This is a genomic window from Alkalihalobacillus alcalophilus ATCC 27647 = CGMCC 1.3604 (assembly GCF_000292245.2).
Taxonomy (GTDB): domain Bacteria; phylum Bacillota; class Bacilli; order Bacillales; family Bacillaceae_D; genus Alkalihalobacillus; species Alkalihalobacillus alcalophilus.
In genome coordinates, this window is sequence record NZ_ALPT02000007.1 from 59,610 (window position 1) to 76,941 (window position 17,332).

The 17,332-nt window shown below is 34.0% G+C and carries 15 protein-coding genes and 2 pseudogenes; 6 read left to right on the forward strand and 11 right to left on the reverse strand.

Annotation, left to right across the window (positions count from 1 at the left end):
- Nucleotides 1-78: 78 nt before the first annotated feature.
- From BALCAV_RS03115 to BALCAV_RS03125, 3 genes are read right to left on the reverse strand one after another with little or no spacing between them, the layout of a single operon-like run.
- Nucleotides 79-708: a hypothetical protein gene (locus tag BALCAV_RS03115; RefSeq protein ID WP_003321743.1), complete on the reverse strand. Its 630-nt coding sequence runs from the start codon at nucleotides 706-708 to the stop codon at nucleotides 79-81.
- Nucleotides 698-1,468, reverse strand: a complete 771-nt coding sequence (locus tag BALCAV_RS03120) for an ImmA/IrrE family metallo-endopeptidase (protein ID WP_003321742.1) — start codon at nucleotides 1,466-1,468, stop codon at nucleotides 698-700. Before BALCAV_RS03120 ends, BALCAV_RS03115 begins: the two co-directional genes overlap by 11 nt.
- An 18-nt stretch (nucleotides 1,469-1,486) precedes the next feature.
- Complete coding sequence (locus BALCAV_RS03125; RefSeq protein WP_003321741.1) at nucleotides 1,487-1,870, reverse strand: helix-turn-helix domain-containing protein; 384 nt, start codon at nucleotides 1,868-1,870, stop codon at nucleotides 1,487-1,489.
- 805 nt (nucleotides 1,871-2,675) lie between these two features.
- Here BALCAV_RS03125 and BALCAV_RS23380 point away from each other — a divergent pair.
- Nucleotides 2,676-3,041, forward strand: coding sequence for a helix-turn-helix domain-containing protein (locus BALCAV_RS23380; RefSeq protein ID WP_160173383.1), 366 nt, complete (start codon nucleotides 2,676-2,678; stop codon nucleotides 3,039-3,041).
- Nucleotides 3,042-3,082: 41 nt separating this feature from the next.
- A pseudogene (locus BALCAV_RS23385) lies at nucleotides 3,083-3,622 on the forward strand (ISL3 family transposase).
- Between the two features lie 478 nt (nucleotides 3,623-4,100).
- Here BALCAV_RS23385 and BALCAV_RS03135 read toward each other — a convergent pair.
- From BALCAV_RS03135 to BALCAV_RS03150, 5 genes and pseudogenes are all read right to left on the reverse strand, one after another.
- Nucleotides 4,101-7,730, reverse strand: a complete 3,630-nt coding sequence (locus BALCAV_RS03135; RefSeq protein WP_003321740.1) for an SIR2 family NAD-dependent protein deacylase — start codon at nucleotides 7,728-7,730, stop codon at nucleotides 4,101-4,103.
- A 614-nt stretch (nucleotides 7,731-8,344) separates the two neighbouring features.
- Nucleotides 8,345-8,536 (reverse strand): hypothetical protein, encoded by a 192-nt coding sequence (locus tag BALCAV_RS03140; protein WP_003321739.1) that lies wholly within the window; start codon nucleotides 8,534-8,536, stop codon nucleotides 8,345-8,347.
- Between the two features lie 358 nt (nucleotides 8,537-8,894).
- A pseudogene (locus BALCAV_RS23390) lies at nucleotides 8,895-9,098 on the reverse strand (IS3 family transposase); the annotation flags it as partial.
- A gap of 24 nt (nucleotides 9,099-9,122) precedes the next feature.
- A complete protein-coding gene (locus BALCAV_RS03145; protein WP_136445969.1) occupies nucleotides 9,123-9,965 on the reverse strand; it encodes a hypothetical protein in 843 nt (280 codons plus the stop codon).
- A 380-nt stretch (nucleotides 9,966-10,345) separates the two neighbouring features.
- Complete coding sequence (locus BALCAV_RS03150) at nucleotides 10,346-10,729, reverse strand: hypothetical protein (protein ID WP_003321737.1); 384 nt, start codon at nucleotides 10,727-10,729, stop codon at nucleotides 10,346-10,348.
- A 737-nt stretch (nucleotides 10,730-11,466) separates the two neighbouring features.
- Between BALCAV_RS03150 and BALCAV_RS22220 the strand changes: the two genes are divergently transcribed.
- A complete protein-coding gene (locus BALCAV_RS22220) occupies nucleotides 11,467-11,610 on the forward strand; it encodes a hypothetical protein (protein ID WP_160173386.1) in 144 nt (47 codons plus the stop codon).
- A gap of 288 nt (nucleotides 11,611-11,898) precedes the next feature.
- Here the strand turns inward: BALCAV_RS22220 and BALCAV_RS03155 are convergent, their stop codons facing one another.
- The gene (locus BALCAV_RS03155) at nucleotides 11,899-14,733 is read right to left on the reverse strand and encodes a tetratricopeptide repeat protein (RefSeq protein ID WP_003321334.1); all 2,835 of its coding nucleotides are present in this window, start codon (nucleotides 14,731-14,733) and stop codon (nucleotides 11,899-11,901) included.
- A gap of 761 nt (nucleotides 14,734-15,494) precedes the next feature.
- Here BALCAV_RS03155 and BALCAV_RS03165 point away from each other — a divergent pair.
- Nucleotides 15,495-15,809 (forward strand): helix-turn-helix domain-containing protein, encoded by a 315-nt coding sequence (locus BALCAV_RS03165; protein WP_040323468.1) that lies wholly within the window; start codon nucleotides 15,495-15,497, stop codon nucleotides 15,807-15,809.
- A gap of 64 nt (nucleotides 15,810-15,873) precedes the next feature.
- Nucleotides 15,874-16,377, forward strand: a complete 504-nt coding sequence (locus BALCAV_RS03170) for a competence protein ComK (protein ID WP_003321019.1) — start codon at nucleotides 15,874-15,876, stop codon at nucleotides 16,375-16,377.
- A gap of 118 nt (nucleotides 16,378-16,495) precedes the next feature.
- On the opposite strand, the gene BALCAV_RS03175 is transcribed toward BALCAV_RS03170, so the two are convergent.
- Together BALCAV_RS03175 and BALCAV_RS22225 are read right to left on the reverse strand one after the other, a co-directional pair.
- Nucleotides 16,496-16,681 (reverse strand): hypothetical protein, encoded by a 186-nt coding sequence (locus BALCAV_RS03175; protein WP_040323470.1) that lies wholly within the window; start codon nucleotides 16,679-16,681, stop codon nucleotides 16,496-16,498.
- Nucleotides 16,674-16,814, reverse strand: coding sequence for a hypothetical protein (locus BALCAV_RS22225; protein WP_160173387.1), 141 nt, complete (start codon nucleotides 16,812-16,814; stop codon nucleotides 16,674-16,676). Before BALCAV_RS22225 ends, BALCAV_RS03175 begins: the two co-directional genes overlap by 8 nt.
- Before the next feature lie 98 nt (nucleotides 16,815-16,912).
- Between BALCAV_RS22225 and BALCAV_RS03180 the strand changes: the two genes are divergently transcribed.
- Nucleotides 16,913-17,332 (forward strand): VanZ family protein (locus BALCAV_RS03180; RefSeq protein WP_040323472.1); only part of this gene is annotated, 420 nt, incomplete at its 3' end.

Here is a 17,332-nt window from a genome sequence, read left to right on the forward strand (position 1 = left end):
AGGTAATAAGCTATGAAGACGAGTTTCTTCTAGTATATTATTAAACTACGAATGCTAGAAAAAAAGAGAAAAAAGTATTTATAATCGCCTCTTGTTAAACCTTTCAGCAAGTTTACTAAGCGTGTCCTGTTTTTTCTTATCTTCTTTCTGTTTTTCATAATGATATTTCATTTGCATTTGTTCTTGGTCCACTATTTTTCTAATACGTATCTTTTCATTATGGCTTGTTGCGAACTCTTCAACAACATCATACCAGTTTTTCACGAGAAGTTCTGGAAATTCTTGCTTTCCTTTTCCACCGTCCTGAAATGCATTATCATTTGACTTCATAAATGGCATCTCAAAATGATCTGCATACAAGGCTGAAACAAATTCACCCTTATTACGCTCTTTAGGATCGTTTTTCAACCCATTCGTAAAATGAAAGTCACTTAATGCTTGTTCTAAAAAATCACGATCGTCTTCATCTATATGTATTTCATGATGAATAACTAAAATATCATCGTTTTCTTTACATTCCTTAAAATAAATCGCAATGTCTTTGTATTTATTATTATTTTGTTCCCATGCCAGTATTTCTTGTTCAACTACATCAGCAAATACTAATTTTTCGTATTTTTCCAAAACTCGCCCCAAAAAGTCACTTAAATATAAATACACCCACATATCTGTATCACAAATAGGATACTTAGAAAAATCAGGATTCATATTTTTTCCTCATGCCCTCTAACAATTCTAAAACCGACTGGGCCTTTTCGGCAGAAATTCGATCTTCTTCCAGATTACTATATAGAAGTTCATAGAACCTTTGAGATACAGAAAATTTGTTTGTTGGAAGAACTAAAGTTTCGTCCCCACCAACTCCATGTATTTTATTTATTAGTTTTTGGGCGTTTTTTTTCGTTCCTAGGTTGTATCGAACGGATAAATCCATTTTATAAGTCGGATATAATTTTATTAATCTAGTGATAAGTGCTTTAAAACTAACTCGAAAATAATTCTGCATAATAATAAGGTTATCATATGAAATGTACTTCAGATTGGATAACCCATTTTGACGAATATACCTCCGTACCATGTCTTCCGGCATAAGTATGCAACTCGCAAAATATTCTGCTCTTTGTTCCATCTCACTGTGTTTAATATCATTAAAAAGACTAATCCCCCCAATATCACCTGTATAAGCATGATAAACCTCATGCCACGCAGAATAATATTGTCTACCTAAAGAATGAGAGCTATTTACAAATATACAATTATATTCACCTTTTTTTATATAAAACCCAGATAAATTTTCATGTGCTGGAAACCTGACAATAAAATATCCCAACTGCTCCAAGGTATTGAAAGTATCCTCAATAGGTTCATCTCTGTTGAGGAAACGACTTCGAAACTCTTCAGCAATTGGGACTACCGATTGATATAACTCCTCTTTTTGCAAAGGTGTTAATTTATTTTGCTGTGACAAAGAATCACCCCGAACTAACTACTTTGTTGCAATTTTTTCTTGCATTACCATTTCATCAAAAATAAAATTAGCAAACTGAACAGCTTCTTGAATCTCTGGATGTTTTTCATCACTTGTACGGAAACTAAGAGAAGTCATGTCATCCACTTCTTTAGCTAACATCTCATCCTTGCTCATATTTAAAAATGCCCCAATCAGTTTATATACCTTAACATTAAAGGTTCTTGATGCATTTTCAATACTTTGCCAAAATGATACGTCAACACCATATTTACTTGATGCTTCTTCAAGAGAAAGGTTAAGTTCTTTTCTTCGCTCTTGGACTAATTTTGCCAACTCATAACGTGTATATCTTGGTCGTTCAGAAGGATTTAATTGGATTTCATCCAAAATTGTCGGCATTGTATCCCTCCATTCCATTCATCTTATTTAAGTATATTAAATGTTAGGTATTTTGTAAATGACAATTGCCCTAAACATTTACTACCATAAACATAGGTAGTGATTATTATACCCTAGTTAGATTTTCACTAATCATCAGCGAAAATATAAAAGTACAACACCTTTCCTTATACTTTCCCCATAATACTTTTTATATGTGTTTTTGATACCAATCCAGTAGTCCACTGGAATGCCAACTAAGCCATATTCAAGCTTTCCCTTTAGAATGCTTTTCCATAGAACCGTTATTAGTTCCTACCTTCTTGCTTGTTTAGCAGCTTCTTCTCTCACGGGTCTATATGCATTCACAATAAAATGATATATTCTAAAACGAGATAGATTTTCAGGATTTTTATGTATTAAAATAATAACGTTTTCTAATTCATCAAAGCTCGAGAATTACTATAATGTTTCAAAGTATTTATTGACATATATTTCTTTTTTTAAAAAGAGAGATTCAACACCTGAACTCAGGGTTGTTTTACCGTTAATTTAAAAATATCGCATTTTAACTATAGAAAAAAAGCGAAAACTTCCGTATCGTAATTGTGGTCGAGACAAACCACGAGAGGAGTTTTCGCTTTGTATTCCAAGTTTATTAAATTGATTTTGCCTTTACCATCTTTTTTACTATTTCTTTACCATCTGACGAAGAACCAAATGTATTTCCAGTAAAAGTCACTCACCAGACCATCCAATGTCCGATTTGCCAAGGAAACACGATTCGCCCCGATCAAACGTGCCGTCGTTTTCGGCATGGCTATGCTTGGCATTTTGGATAGAGCTTATGGTGCCTCGCCAACGCTGTAAAGAATGTGGATTTACTTTCTCCTATGACTATGGTTTAGAGCTTGTTCGTTCTTCGACAGAATCCTTTCGTCGACAAATTGTCAAGCATTGTCAGGGACGGTCTATAAAGGATGTTTCGTGTGACTATAACCTTCCTTATACAACCGTAAAACGCTGGTTTTATTTATACGCAGCCAATCAATTGGCGGAAGAATCCGCGAATCAAATTTGTGTCGATGAATTTGCCCTTCGAAAAGGACACAACTATGCGACAAGCGTGTTAAACGTGGATACAGGGCGAATTTTGGCGATTGTCCGACATCGGAAATTAAGGAGCGATTAACGGGGTCTATCCGGACAGTGGTTAGTGATTTCGCACCGGCGATGGCCCAGGCGATTCAAACGATCTTCCCATCAGCTGTTCATGCGTTGGACCGTTTTCACCTCGTCCAATTTTTCACAAACGCTCAACAAAGACGAAGACGGTATTTAGGTGAAGCGAAAAAGCATCATAAATCACGATTTATCGATCGTTGTTTAGCATGTAAACCAGAAGAATTAACAGAGGAAGAGCGTGGATTCGTGACAGAATGGCACAAAGAAGATAGACAGACTAAGCACATTTATCAAGCTTTAAATCACCTACGCTATGTCCTAAAAGCAACGACAACGAACCAAGCGAAGCGTCGATTAAAAGGATGGTTCCATCATAGGTATCAATACCATCTATGAAGTGCTGTTTCAAAGATTGCCAAAACATTGATTGCACGAGAGCAAGCGTTAGTAGATACGATTATTTCTCCGCTTTCAAATGGAATCATGGAAAGCACCAATAATAAAATAAAACTTATCAAAAGACGTGACTTTGGCTATTATAATGATGCCCATTTGTTTCTGAGATTACGCTTGGAAACGGGGCATTAGATTTGTCATCCCCGACTTTGGGTGATGAACCAAATAATTACACGTGTTATAAATAAGAAAAACACATCTAAGATTTGATGTTGTTTTTCTTATTATCAATTCATAACTTGAATCAAACCATAATAAAAAAGCACACCCATTACCAAATACCCCCTTTTTAGCACTTAATATACTATCGTGCTCGTATAAGAACACAAAACTATCCATATTTCACTGCGAGAAGTATCATTGTACTGACTAACAAAAATTTTATTATTCTCATTCCAATTTCCTCTTTAATTAAATGTCAACGCTCTAACCTACGTCAACTGCATTTCCAAGAAACACCTCATTTTAACTGAAGACCACTGAAAAGGTCAATTGACCGATATTCTAATCTAAAATATCTGGTTTTTACCCTCTTACAATAATGGGATAAAATCAAACTTTTCATCACGATATAGCCCCTATAAATACATAAGAAAATCCCTTTTTATACTTAGATATCTTCCCACATATACCTAACTTCTTTTAATTTGGAATATCTTAATTCTTCAATTATTGCAGCTAAATCTTTTGAAATACTAATCCCATTTTGAATCAGCTTATCATAATATTTTCTTATTAAAATTGATAAACTATAAATAGTATCAATAAGCTCTCTGTTGGATTCATTAAATGACAAGTCCAGTTTATCTATACTTTGTCTAAAAGCTTTAATAATTCCACTTCTATGGTGCTCTTGGATAAGAATTGGATGATCAATTACAGATATCAATTTAGAGATAACCATGCTACTTCTGGATAAATCAAAGTATTTTAATGAATTGATTAATTCATTAAGGTGATTTGAAATTTTTACATTTTTCACAGACTTTTTCTCAAACACCAATAAGAGATTAAATACATTCATTGCTTGACCTAACTCATCCCTCTCACCAATTATTGCTCTTTTCATGAGGTTATCAATATCCGCCTCAATACTTTCATCTTTAGTTACTTTTTCTATAATATCTATAGAAGGAGATGTAACATTATTATCAAGTAAGAGGTTCTTAACATTCTTCACTTCAACAACTACACCTTGAGTATATACTTCAGACAAATATGCTTGAGCTGCAAGCATTGCAACAAAATCACCTAATCTAATAAACCTCACTCTGCCTTCTTTTTCAGTTCCGAAAATATCATACTTCAATGTTAGTAAGCTTTTTTCATTATCCAAATACTCATAAATGTACTTAATTATTTTTATAAAAAAATCACTTGTCCATGCCAACTCATATGAGACCTTTTCACTTTTGCTAAAATCAGATACCCTTCTAAAGTATTCTATATATTCATTTATACGGATATCAATTGTGGTTATCCCCGAAATTGTTCTCTCATTCACTGATCGAATAAATCGTGGATTTTCTAAAAAGTTCATATAAAGGTTCCCGAGATCAACATTATTGGGATAGGGTAAATTGTCCCATAACCAGACATAGAAGTTACTAGTTTTAGGAAATCCTAAATCATTTTTTTGCCCCCAAAGGGCTTCCGCAATTTCACTTTTATATTTACCAAGGGTAGCAGCTGATTTAATTAATATAACTTTGCTAATACCCTTATCTCTAGTTACTCCATCACTTGATTCAATTTCTTTAACAACTTTGTTGAAGACACCATCTGATATTTCAATATGAAGGTCAATATACGCATCAATATCTAAAAATTCGGTTAGAAAATGGAATGGAATACTATCTGATGACAATAATTCATGAAGATAATGTGAGAGAATATCTGTACTCATTGAAAATCGAATTCTCCTGAAAAATTCTGTAAGTCTCCTTGAATCACTGTCATCTAGCAGTTTTCTCTGTTCTATTATTTTCTCGCTCAAGTTGATTACTTTATCATCCTCCATTGCGATGGAGAACCGTGATAGAATATCATAAATAGTTTCTTGCGTAATAATTCGGTTCCTTCTATTAAAATTATCTTCAGAATTAAATTTATCAACAAGCTTAAATAGCTGGTCAGAAATAGTTTCAATCCATCCTACATCCGATGATACTATCAATTCCCTTGTGAAGAAAGTGTTTATAATCTTCTTATCATTGGTCCGGATAATTGATGACCATTTCCAAGTTGGAATTGAACTTGTTGGAATTATCCCTTTTAAAGCCAATGCTAGGATTTCTTTATGATCACTAAAAGTATTCGGTAAACATAATAGATCCTGAAACATTACATACTTTAAAGGCTTAGATACAGCATCCTGTTCTTTTTTAGTTGCTGTCCCATAACTAACTTTGTATGTACCTAGATTGAAACCTGGTTTTTCCCCCCTTGATTCATTGTAAACAAGTAGAAGTGAATTACTGACACCATTTTTTATTTGGTTGTATATATTTCTTACGTTATAGCTATTTGAATAATACTCTTTATCCGAGAAACTATCATCAAAGGATTCCCTCATTCCAGACATCAAAGATCTTGCACATAAATTTAGATACCCTTTGAGTGAAGCAGTTTTATGCTCAGAATACTTCTTCTGGGCCAAAGTCGCTGAAACTTTTCTTAATAGAGCTTTTCCCTTTTCATCTTCACCAATTTGTTTATATAAAAAAGCCTTTTTTAACTGTATATCCAAGGCGATACCATGATTGATTCTCTCAATTTCTTCAGTAGCTTGAGAGTAATCAAATGATCCAATAAGGAACTTGCATTTCTCTATCTGCAGCTCTTCTTTAGAATAGCCATCAACATTTGATGACGCCTTCTCTATTTTTGAAAACAAGTTATTATAATCTTGATCCCTTCCATCTATCCGGTACATTTCTAATAAATAGAGAGCTACGTCAACCCATGATGTAAGAAGAGATTTTTCAGTTCTCAATTTCTCTTTATTAAATGTGTCTATCAAGGATTTCACTTTATTTGCTTCGCTATCCTCCAAAATTGAGTAGCTTCGTCTCAATAAATACACAATTTTTGATAATATATTAACTTGCTGGGTACTCGGTTCTAATTTAAGTAGTTCATTGAAGTGATATCTTAACGAATCGATAAATCTATCTGTCTCTTGGGTACTTGGGAAAGCCAAGTAGCTATTTGTCTTATCCTTCATCCTCGATAAAAATTCTTCCATAATTTCAAAATATTTATCATCAATAGATTTGTGGAAATCTTCTTTAAACTGCAAGTTCTTATAAGGAACTGGTTCAAAGATTTTTTCTTTTTCTTGCCCATACTCAGTCAAGTTATTTAAAAATTCTTCTAAAGCTTCATGATGTCCCACATTCGCTTTCTCATCGAACATATCCCCAATATCTATTATTGTAATGTTCTGGTTCTCAAGTGTCATTTTCTCAGCAGAACTCATGTTTTGAAATAAGCCAACTAAATAAATAACAGGACAGTTTTCACCCATATTGTCTCTGAGCCAACCAAGCCAACTCAGAAAGTTTGGATCATCTCCAGAGAATCCGATTAAACATAATTGTGTTTCAAGCATGGCTTGTTGTACTGTATTTACAAGTGGTGCATATTGAACTGGGTAGGTACGATAATCCTCTTCAGATATAATGTAGTTTTTTGAACTATCGACACTACCGTGAAGTTTTATTATCCTTGGATGGGTGCTTCCTGGCAGATCATTTTGATTTGTTAGGATTTTGTAATTGAATTTTACGTTAATTTTATCGATCGTTCTTTCTAGTAGAGTATCATAGTTGGTGGTGAATACATCCCTCCAATTCAATGAAAGAAGCTTCTTGTGCAGATCACCCGGAATGTACTTATCGTCATTGATGTTGCCTTCAATGAATTTGTTGAGTTTGTTTCTTCCAAAAACAGCTTTGTACTCTTCTGCCAGTTTCAATACATTTTTTCCTGAAGTCTTCTTGATCTTTTGAATTTCCCAGTTTTTAATATCTACTTTATTTCTGGGTTTCTTATATAACACTTCAAACATCGATACTGCAAGTTCTTCCCAATTTGGTGCAGATGTTTCATCATCAACTACATCAGCATTCTTTGAAAACCCTGCTCCTACCATCACTGAAGCAGCACCATATAATGCTGGATCATGAAGCCTCTTAGCAATATCTTCAATGTATGAGTAAATCAATGTTCCACTCAAACTATTGCCTCCATTCCAATATTTATTTCTTGCATTATTTAGTTTGACCACATTTTATTATATGGAATATACATGAACCACTTACCGTCATTATAATACCTTGTCCGAAACTACCTCCTGCTTTAAATCGCAAGTGAGACTTATTCTCACATATAATATCTATTCTTAAATATCCAGAATATAGACTATCAAACACAGTAATCATGACAATGTTTAGTGGGGTGTATATTTCAAGATGTTTTTTCTTTTTATAAGGTTTTCAATCATAATTTAAATTGAATTACCCCAAAACAAGACACCGATACCTCTAAATTAAAACAAGCATCAGAAAAACTTCACTAACTTGTTGACTCCCCTTCCATAATTTAGATTTACTTCGTTGTGCAGTATGGGTCTATAGTATACGTACCATCCACTTCGAGCCAAGACATTATTTCACACTTATATCCATCTATGTCTTTAAAAAGTCCTGTATATCCCCAATCATCTGCGGTACCTTCTTTCGTAACTTTGCCACCAGGCCTTTATACACGTGAAAGAATAGAATTAACCTCCTTAGTATCTTTGACAGTGTGACTGAAAATAACGCTAGAAGTGTTTAGATTATCTTTATGCTATTCAATCATCTGAGTGAACCCTGAACGCTCATACAAAACTAAAAACATTTTTCTTTTTAGAAAGAAAGCAACGTGATCTTCACACGATGAAATTTTATCTTTCGGAAGAGCGAATACTTCTCTGTAAAATCCTGTTGACAGAACTAAATTCTCAACAGAGATTGTTACAATATCAACTTTTGGATTCATCATTTATCACTCCTAGACTTTTTAAGTATGGACGACAAACTAAATAATCTTAATTACATTTCATTTTACCATCCATTTCCAACTATCTATTGATATACCTTATTCCGTTAAAAAGCCCGTTTGTTGAAAACTATCCACAAAAAATTTCTTTCTGCAATGCACATTCTTCCATACTCGAAGTTATTTCTTACGCATTTTGAATCAAATATGAAAAGACGATCACGGTGAACGTAATCGTCTTTTAAGTATTTATTCTATTACGAGTATCGTTGTGGCTAGTCAACATCAAATTAGACAACTTTTTTAAGGTGTCCAAGTTTGTATTCAATCGGCTCAAATAGCCTAGTGTTCCATAAATTCATTTGTAATTAAACCAGCGGATATGGCTATATAATTCATTTTCCATCTCTTCAAGGCTATCAAAATGACATCCTTTGATGAACACTGTTTTAATGATTTTAAACGTAGCTTCGGCCACTGCATTATCATAAGGACACCCTTTCATACTTAACGATCATTGAATGTTAAATGTTGCTAATGCACCGTCAATAAGCTTGTTCTTCGTATAGTGACAGGCACCATTAATTCACTTCGTCATCGTCCCTGACATCTTCCCAATACTAGCTAATGCATCGAGTGCATTTGTACTCATTGTACTTGAATCCGTATAAAATTCGTTCAATGCGTCTATAAAAAATTGTTCGGTTTCGTGCACTTTAAATCCATTAAGATCTAAGTGATATAACGCATTCGATACTCCATGAAACTTTTGGTTATCGGAAAGCATTATCCACTCGTTCCCCGTCATATCATCTAAATATGTTTCTGAGTCAGGTAATAAACTATCGCTTTTGTCAAGTTCCTGTGCTTCTTCAGCTAATAAGTTTGATATCTCTCCAATCGGTTCAAAACCAGTATAGCCATGAAACTCAATTTCACCACTAGTCCTAACTGTAGTAGCATTGATTACAGGCATTTCACCTTTATCCCATTGTTCCTTTGTTAGTCCTGCTTTAGTTCCATTAAGAACCTCATCTTTACTTAAACCATTTATATAATCTGATACCACATCGAAATTATACTCATGGGAATGAGATTCTACATAATGAACACTCGAATTAACGGCCTCTAAATATATACCCCCTTTTCCGAGTACATACGTCGGTAAAACATATTCCCCTTTAAATATATAGACTAGATAACCAATATCAAGATCTTGAATTACTGTTGGAAACAGCTTGTAATATTCTGATATATAGTTAGTAATATAAAGATACTGTTCTATTAAATCTAAGTTATAAAAATCTCCATTCATTTTTATACCTAATATCTTTCCTTCTTTGTCATGATTAGGAGCAGTCTCAAAGTATTCTTCAATGTACTCACTTGAGTTTAAATACTCTTCCCAATCTTGAATACCTAGAGTCAATACTACCTCCTCCTCCTCTTTCTCCTCATCAGGGGTATATTCAACCTTTGAGGAGCATCCAATCAAAAAAATAGATAAAGAAATAAATAGAATCAGTTTCATTTCCATCTTACGATAGCCCCTTTTTTACTTTATTTGATTTAATAGTAAGTCCAGATAACATATAAGTCTATATAATTATTACAATATGTTTTGATACTTTAGATTTGAGTTACGAAACTAATTTCTTTGTAGCGAACTGATATAATGACCAGATCGATTTATTTTGGAGAAAGAAAAAGGATTCTATTGTTTCCAATGTAACGCTTATATATAAGGCCATATATACGATAACGTTTAATCCTTCAGAAAAAAGCATAAAGAAAATCTCTAGCCTTTGACTAGAGATTTTCTTTATCTGTCTCTCTCTTATCGTACTTGGCTTTGAGATAAGAGCCACCTTTATATAGACCATATCCACTTACCCCAATTAGACTTAGACCACCCAAAATGATTACCCTTCCTGCCATTTGCCTACGTGGTCTGTAATATACATAATCGTCATATCCATGTAATTTTTCTAAAGATACATATTTTCCATATCTCCAAACTTCTTTTTTAGGGTCATTATCGCCCCAGGCATAAAAGTATTCATTAAATGCTTTTGAGAATTTAGACATAATTATCCTTTCTTTAAGCAAATATTTGTTAAGACCAACAATCCTGTATATACACAGGATTTTATTACAAAAATATAAAGGAACATAATCATCACATTGTTTCATTTTTATCTACATTAAATCAACCTCCTTCTATATGAATTTAGTTTCAATACGATCATATTGGGAAGAAGTTTCAAATTTCTATTTCAATAGAAGAAATGATGACTACCTACTTTCGCTAACCTGCTCCGTTAGCTTAAAAGAAAAAACATTAAAGTATCATGAAAACTCACACTAAAATAATACCAGAAAAAACGTATTGCTAATCACACTTTCCAACATTATGCTAATTTCTTGCTGCACAGTATTTAATCTACTACGTAATAAAAGAGTTACCCAATAATCAATCCCATTTACGTAAAGCTGGCCTTATTCAAATTCTTACATTAACGATATTCCCAACTATGGATGTACCCAATTTATAACTAGTAAGATTGCGGTGTTAAACGTCCTTCTATTGCTTGGTACACTTCATATCATTTTGTGGTAAATACTGTGTCAGAGGTGGTACATTTCTATGGCTGTAATGAGATGATTACAGCCACTTGATTTTACGACCAGAGCCAAGTTTTTTACCGGCAATCGCCAATTACTTTACCAACGAATCACAAAAGCCCTCCTAATTAACTGTTTAGCTCATCTATCGTGTCGTCAAGTGACAAGCACCTATCAAAAACACATCTCACTGGACCTAAAAATAAACTCACTTATAAATCCATTAATTATAATTAACTAAATCATTGTTCATTCCCCATTCTTTTTCATTGGATGATGATAATTTTTAAAAGGAGATATTCTCATTGAAAAACCATGAAACACCTGAAGAAGATGCAAAAAAGATGAAACTATTAACAGAACAGCTCAACAAAGAAGTCGGAAACATCATTCGCTCCATTCAAAAAGTAAAAGATATCAGCCAAGATGATCTTATCCAAAAGGACTGATATAGGTCTTCTCTTAGTCCGCTCGAAAGCTAGTATCAGCCATAATCCCGATGAGTGAAGTAGTAAAGAAAGATTGCATTATCGCAACACTTAATATGAAGCATTGCAGAGATTTTAAAAAGGTAAGACCAATTTAATCATTCCAATGTAAGTGGCATCTTCACATCTAGTTCAAGTCTTTTCAATGGAATGGTAGAGTTGTTTTCAACATTATACATGTACTCTACTTCACTGGCAGAATCAATCTTATCACTTGGAATAATCATTATCATCAATTAAGAAGTAGTATCACCATATTCTAGGTCTCCCAGCAGAATCTAAGTCCTCCACACCATAACCCTTTCTTTTTAATGCTACTACTCTTTTAATCTCCAATTCAATTTCTTCAAATTTCTTATCTATTGTTCCTCTATTTTTCAGCCAGTGATAGTTTTTATAATGCCGTAAAATCTCAATATAATGGGAGTCCGTTTCTTCGATTTCGTTACTTAAGTCTCTAAATGTGCGAACCGCTTTCCTATAGGCTCCACGTTCTCCATAGAGGTGACCTAGATTTATTTTTGACACGGCCGTCTTTGATGGTTCATCTGGATAAAGGGATTCATTAATGGCCATTGCCTCTTCAAACTTAAGCCTTGCACTCTTATACTTTTTCTCGTGCATATAAATGACCCCAACATCATTTAACACATTGGCACTTTCTTCGTTTAGCGGCCCGTAATATTCATCATAGCCATCCGTAGCCTTTTCGTAAAATTCAATTGCATTCTCATATAACCCTTTTTCTATGTAATATTGACCGAGGCTGTGATACACCCTAGCCAATTCTACCAAGCTGTTGTAATCATTAGACGCTTCATAGATTTCTGCAGCTTTCTTAAATAGGTGAAAGGCTCTTGTTCGAAAATTGGATAGAGCTGACATTCGAGAGCCTAAGGACCAATAAAAATCTCCAAAGGAGGACATTACAAAAGCAACTCTTTCATCTTCTAATCCATACAATTCAGTATATGTTTTTAGGACGCTTTTATAATCTTCTTTTAGAGATACTTTTTCTTTAATCCCTTGTAGTCCTGAACTAATCAGAGCAAGTTTCTCTGTTTTTGCCATGACTAAATTATGAAACGTGTTCATAAGTGATTCTAGATGATAATCATTTGCTTTTTTTAATTGATAAATCTCCTGGAATATATTTAAGGCATTTTGCTTTGATTGTACATTACCAGGATACATACATTGTAAAACGGCAAACCCTTCTTTAATTTCAAGGTAAAGCTTTAAATCACCTCCATAGGATGTATTGACATTGGTTGAAAGGAGCTCATTTATACTCTCTTTATATAGGCGAGTTGCTTCCTCTAGCTTCCCCTTACTTATTCTACCGGAAGTTAATAATGAGGCTAAGTTAGACTTTAGCTTTACTTGATCCATAGGATTATCAGAGAGGTCTAAAGCTTTTCTTAATAAACTTTCCGCTAAAGAAAAGTTACCAACATGTTCATAAAGTGCAGAAAGATCAGCATAAGCAACACCAAGTACACGCCCTTCCTGCTCATGCACCTCAGTGATTACCTCTTCATAAAGAGCGATTGTCAGTTCATCATCCTCTAACGTCGTTAATATTTCTTTAATTTCTACTAAAAAGACCTGTAACAGCTCCTGATTGCTCAACGTACTTTTCAATAAATACAAATACTCAAATATTATTTTTCTTACGCTATCCATTGAGACAAAATTCTTTTTAAGTGCAGTCAATTTTTCTTTATAATAGAGTATGAGCGTTTCTTGAATGAAAGGAATCGTTTCGGGAAAATGATTCGAAAGGTGTTCTAATGCTGCCTTTCTTAAGCTTTTTTCAATAACCCATTCTTCTTCAGGCCCTTGACTCCTTTTTTTCACGAAAGATAAGTCCACAAAGGATCGGTAATCGAAGATGTTTAATCCAGTACTCAATTCTTTTGTTAACAATAGAAACATTTCTTTATTCCAAAACCTCGGTACTGCCAAAGTAAAAAGTGTATCTCTTTCAGCCTTTTGGAGGTAGTTTTCAAATCGCTCAAATAAATCATTCGGTATTTTTTCAAATTCTTCCACCGAAGGAGTAGCATCAAATTGCTCGCGTAATTGATGATACCTTAATGCAGATAACCTTAAGTTTTCTGGAACTTTGCTTGTGGAAATTATTTCACTTTGTATTTCAGGCTCCAATACTCCTGCATCGATTAAATACTCTTTACTTTCAAGTTCGCTAAACTCTAACACCTCTAAATCATTTAACTGCCCTTCCCAATACTCATCCTCTTTTTTCCAAGGAACGTTGTCTCTCCCGCAAATAAACCATTGAACTCCCGGCGTCAACTTAATCAACTCCCGTATCCAATGGTCCTTTAGGGAAAGAGACCCCCAACCCCTTTGCCCTGTCCACAGGTTTTCATATGTATCAATGAAAATATAACAGTTCTTTTCGCCGTTTTCCTTAAGGTAATCGATTAAATCCTGAGCGAAAAATTCAGGAAGGTATTTCAAAATTTCAGATGCATCCTTTGCAATCAGCTTTGACAGATGCTTGTTTTTACGTTTAATAACCACATCATTTTTAGCACGATTTAATTTATGTGTAGCTTTAATTAATTTTGGTAATACCCTTACCCACGGAATCTCCTCTGAAGCCTCAAAAATATCCTTTGAAACTTGTTTCAAGCTATTCGAATCTAGAGAAAAATAATCTCGCAGAATATCATTAGTTAAATCCACCTCATCTAGGTAAGGAATATCTTCTCTTAAAATGGGAGAGTACGGTTGTGTTTTATGCCAATAATGAAGGTAAGCCATTTCAAAAGCAGGTAATTTTATGTTGTATTTAGCTGAAAGCTGATATTTTAAAAAACTTAAAGCATGACTTTTCTCCCGATGCTCCGGAATGGAGAAGTCAATTTTAAGAACAATATTATCACTGTTATCTTCCATAAATTCTATTATACGTTTTGAAATATAAGTTTTACCAATCCCTCCAATTCCATAAAAAAACTGGACAGGTTTTCTAGGAAATTCATTAATTACTCCCACATAGTTCTCTCTACCAATAAATTTATTTATTAGCTTATGGTACAAACGATCCTCCAACTACAATCCTCCTATTCTATGAAACCTTGACTCCATGCCCACCATAATTTATCAAGTAACTTGCTATGGGAGAAGTCGATTCACTTGTTGACCATTATTTCTTTATCTAGATATTCGTCCTCTTCAATAGATTTACTATATTAGCTGTTAACACATATTTCTTATAAATTTCATTATTAAAAATATGTCGATATTGTTGAACAATTTTCATTGCATTACTTTTAAACTCTGTTGCTTATTAGTTTAAAGATACTTTCACATAGTGACTTAAAAATGGAGGAATTTATTGTGTAATATACTACATAATACAAGAGTTAACCATCAATCCCATTTGCATAAGGCCGGTCTCATTCAAATTAAATCAATTTTTTACATTAACGGTATTCCGAACTATGGATTTATTCATTTTATAACGAGTAAGATTTCGGTGGTAAACGCCCTGTCATTCCTTGGTACATTTCATGGCTGTAATAAGATGATTATGGACACTTGATTTTACCACTATTTCCAAGTTATATACCACCAAACAGCAATTACTTTACCATCATTCACCAAAATGTTTACCTACGAATCACAAAAGCCCTCCAAATTAACTGTTTAGCTCATCTGTTGCGTCGTCAAGTGACACTCACCTATCACAAAATACACAAGACCGAAAATAAACCTAATTTTACATCCATTAAATGTAATTAACTGTACCATCATTCATTCCCTATTCTTTTTCATTGGCTGATGATAGTTTTAATAAGGAGATATCTTCATTGAAAAACTATGAAACGCCTGAAGAAGAAGATGCGGAAAAGATGAAACTATTAAAAGAGCAGCTCAACAAAGAAGTCGGAAACATTATTCGAGCACTTCGAAAAGTAGCGGATATCACCCAAGATGAACTAGCTTATCAACTTAAAATCTCCGAACGCTACTTGGTTAAAATCGAAAATGGAGATGCGACGATGAATTTCCAAACATACTTACTAATTCGTAACTACTTTGGCAAAGAAAGCTTTGAAAAGGAAATGAGTCATATCGATCAAGAGCTCCTTAAATTAATCAAACAACAAAATGAAGACCTCTAGCTAAAACCTAATCCACGATATTACCCCGAATCACTCCCATTCCAATAATAAAGGAGCTTTGCCAATGTCCAAAACACTATTCCCTACTTATGAACCAACAAATGAAACGCTCTACATCCGTCCCTCCTTCAGCATTGACCATGAAGCCTACGTCAAGGAAATGCAACAAAACTATAAAATCAAACAACCTCCAAACCAAATCATCCATACGGCCTGCTTAGACGGTGGGGCCTCCTATGATGGCAGAAAAAGTGCTGTCATCCATAACACCGGAATCCAAAGTAAAATCCCTATACCGATTAATCCAAATCAAAATTTATACGCCTTTCCAACCCACTCCCCACAATCAGTCGATAACATCTGGATCTTCTTTCATAATGTCTACATATACAAAAAACACCCGACTGATTCAACTCAATCGATTATACAGTTTGTCAATCGAGAAACCTTAACCGTCCCGATTTCATTCGCCACATTAGAAAGACAAATGCACCGAACCGCTTATTGCGTCTTTCGGTTTGGAGACGGGAATTCTTCCGCTCATAGGGAGAACAAAAGCGTTAATTAAATGTTTGTTTAAGAGGATACAGAATATAAAAAAACTTAATATTCAGTCTTTTATTTTCATAACAAAACTCCTCTATATAAAAGAGAAACACCTTTGTTTCTACTTTATATAGAGGTTGTTATGGCTTTTGCTGCAATTCCTTCCGACGTGTATTGATAAAGTCTATGAACGTTCGCTCTATCTTATCTAAGTCTCCTAACTTCGCGTCTTGTCTAATATAACGAAGAGCTTTTTTAAGAGATTTTGGATACTCATCAAATTTTTTATCTTTAGTCGTATTCTTCACATTTTCTTCTTCACACATAACTCTTTAACCTTTCCACAATCTCTTCTACAACTTCCGATACTTGAAGATCTTCGTTTGCTTCCGCTCTAGAATTTATATCAACAAGGAGTTTAAGAAGTTCTTTTTGAGTGAGCTTTTCTGATATAATCATAGGAAACCTCCTATTTTTAATATTTTTGTGGTGGCAGTCAACGTATACTTACCGCTACGCCTGACAGTGATGCTATTGACGAAAGGTGGTGTATGTAGATGAGAGTCATTCTAGTATTATGTTCGATGTTATTTATATTAGTCTTGTCGATTACTAGTAATTTCAAAGCATTTATCCATCGTGGAGAGATTGGCTTTTCATTTACGACTAATCCTGATTTCATCAGTTTCTTTACAATCTATCAATTTAATAGTTCGACACTGATTGCACAAAAGGTTGGGCATTTTTTCATTTTTATGATTTTAACAGCTATTCTCGTATTCTGCTTCAAAAGCTTTACATTGAGCTTGTTCATTGGATTCAGTTTTGGATTAGCTACTGAAGTTATTCAACCTTTTTTCTACCGAAGTGGACGTATTCTTGATGTATTCATTAACTGGTCAGGGGTCATAATTTGTCTTCTTATCCTTGCCTGTTTTAAACAGGCTCTGAGTACATATTACAGTATAAAGACATCC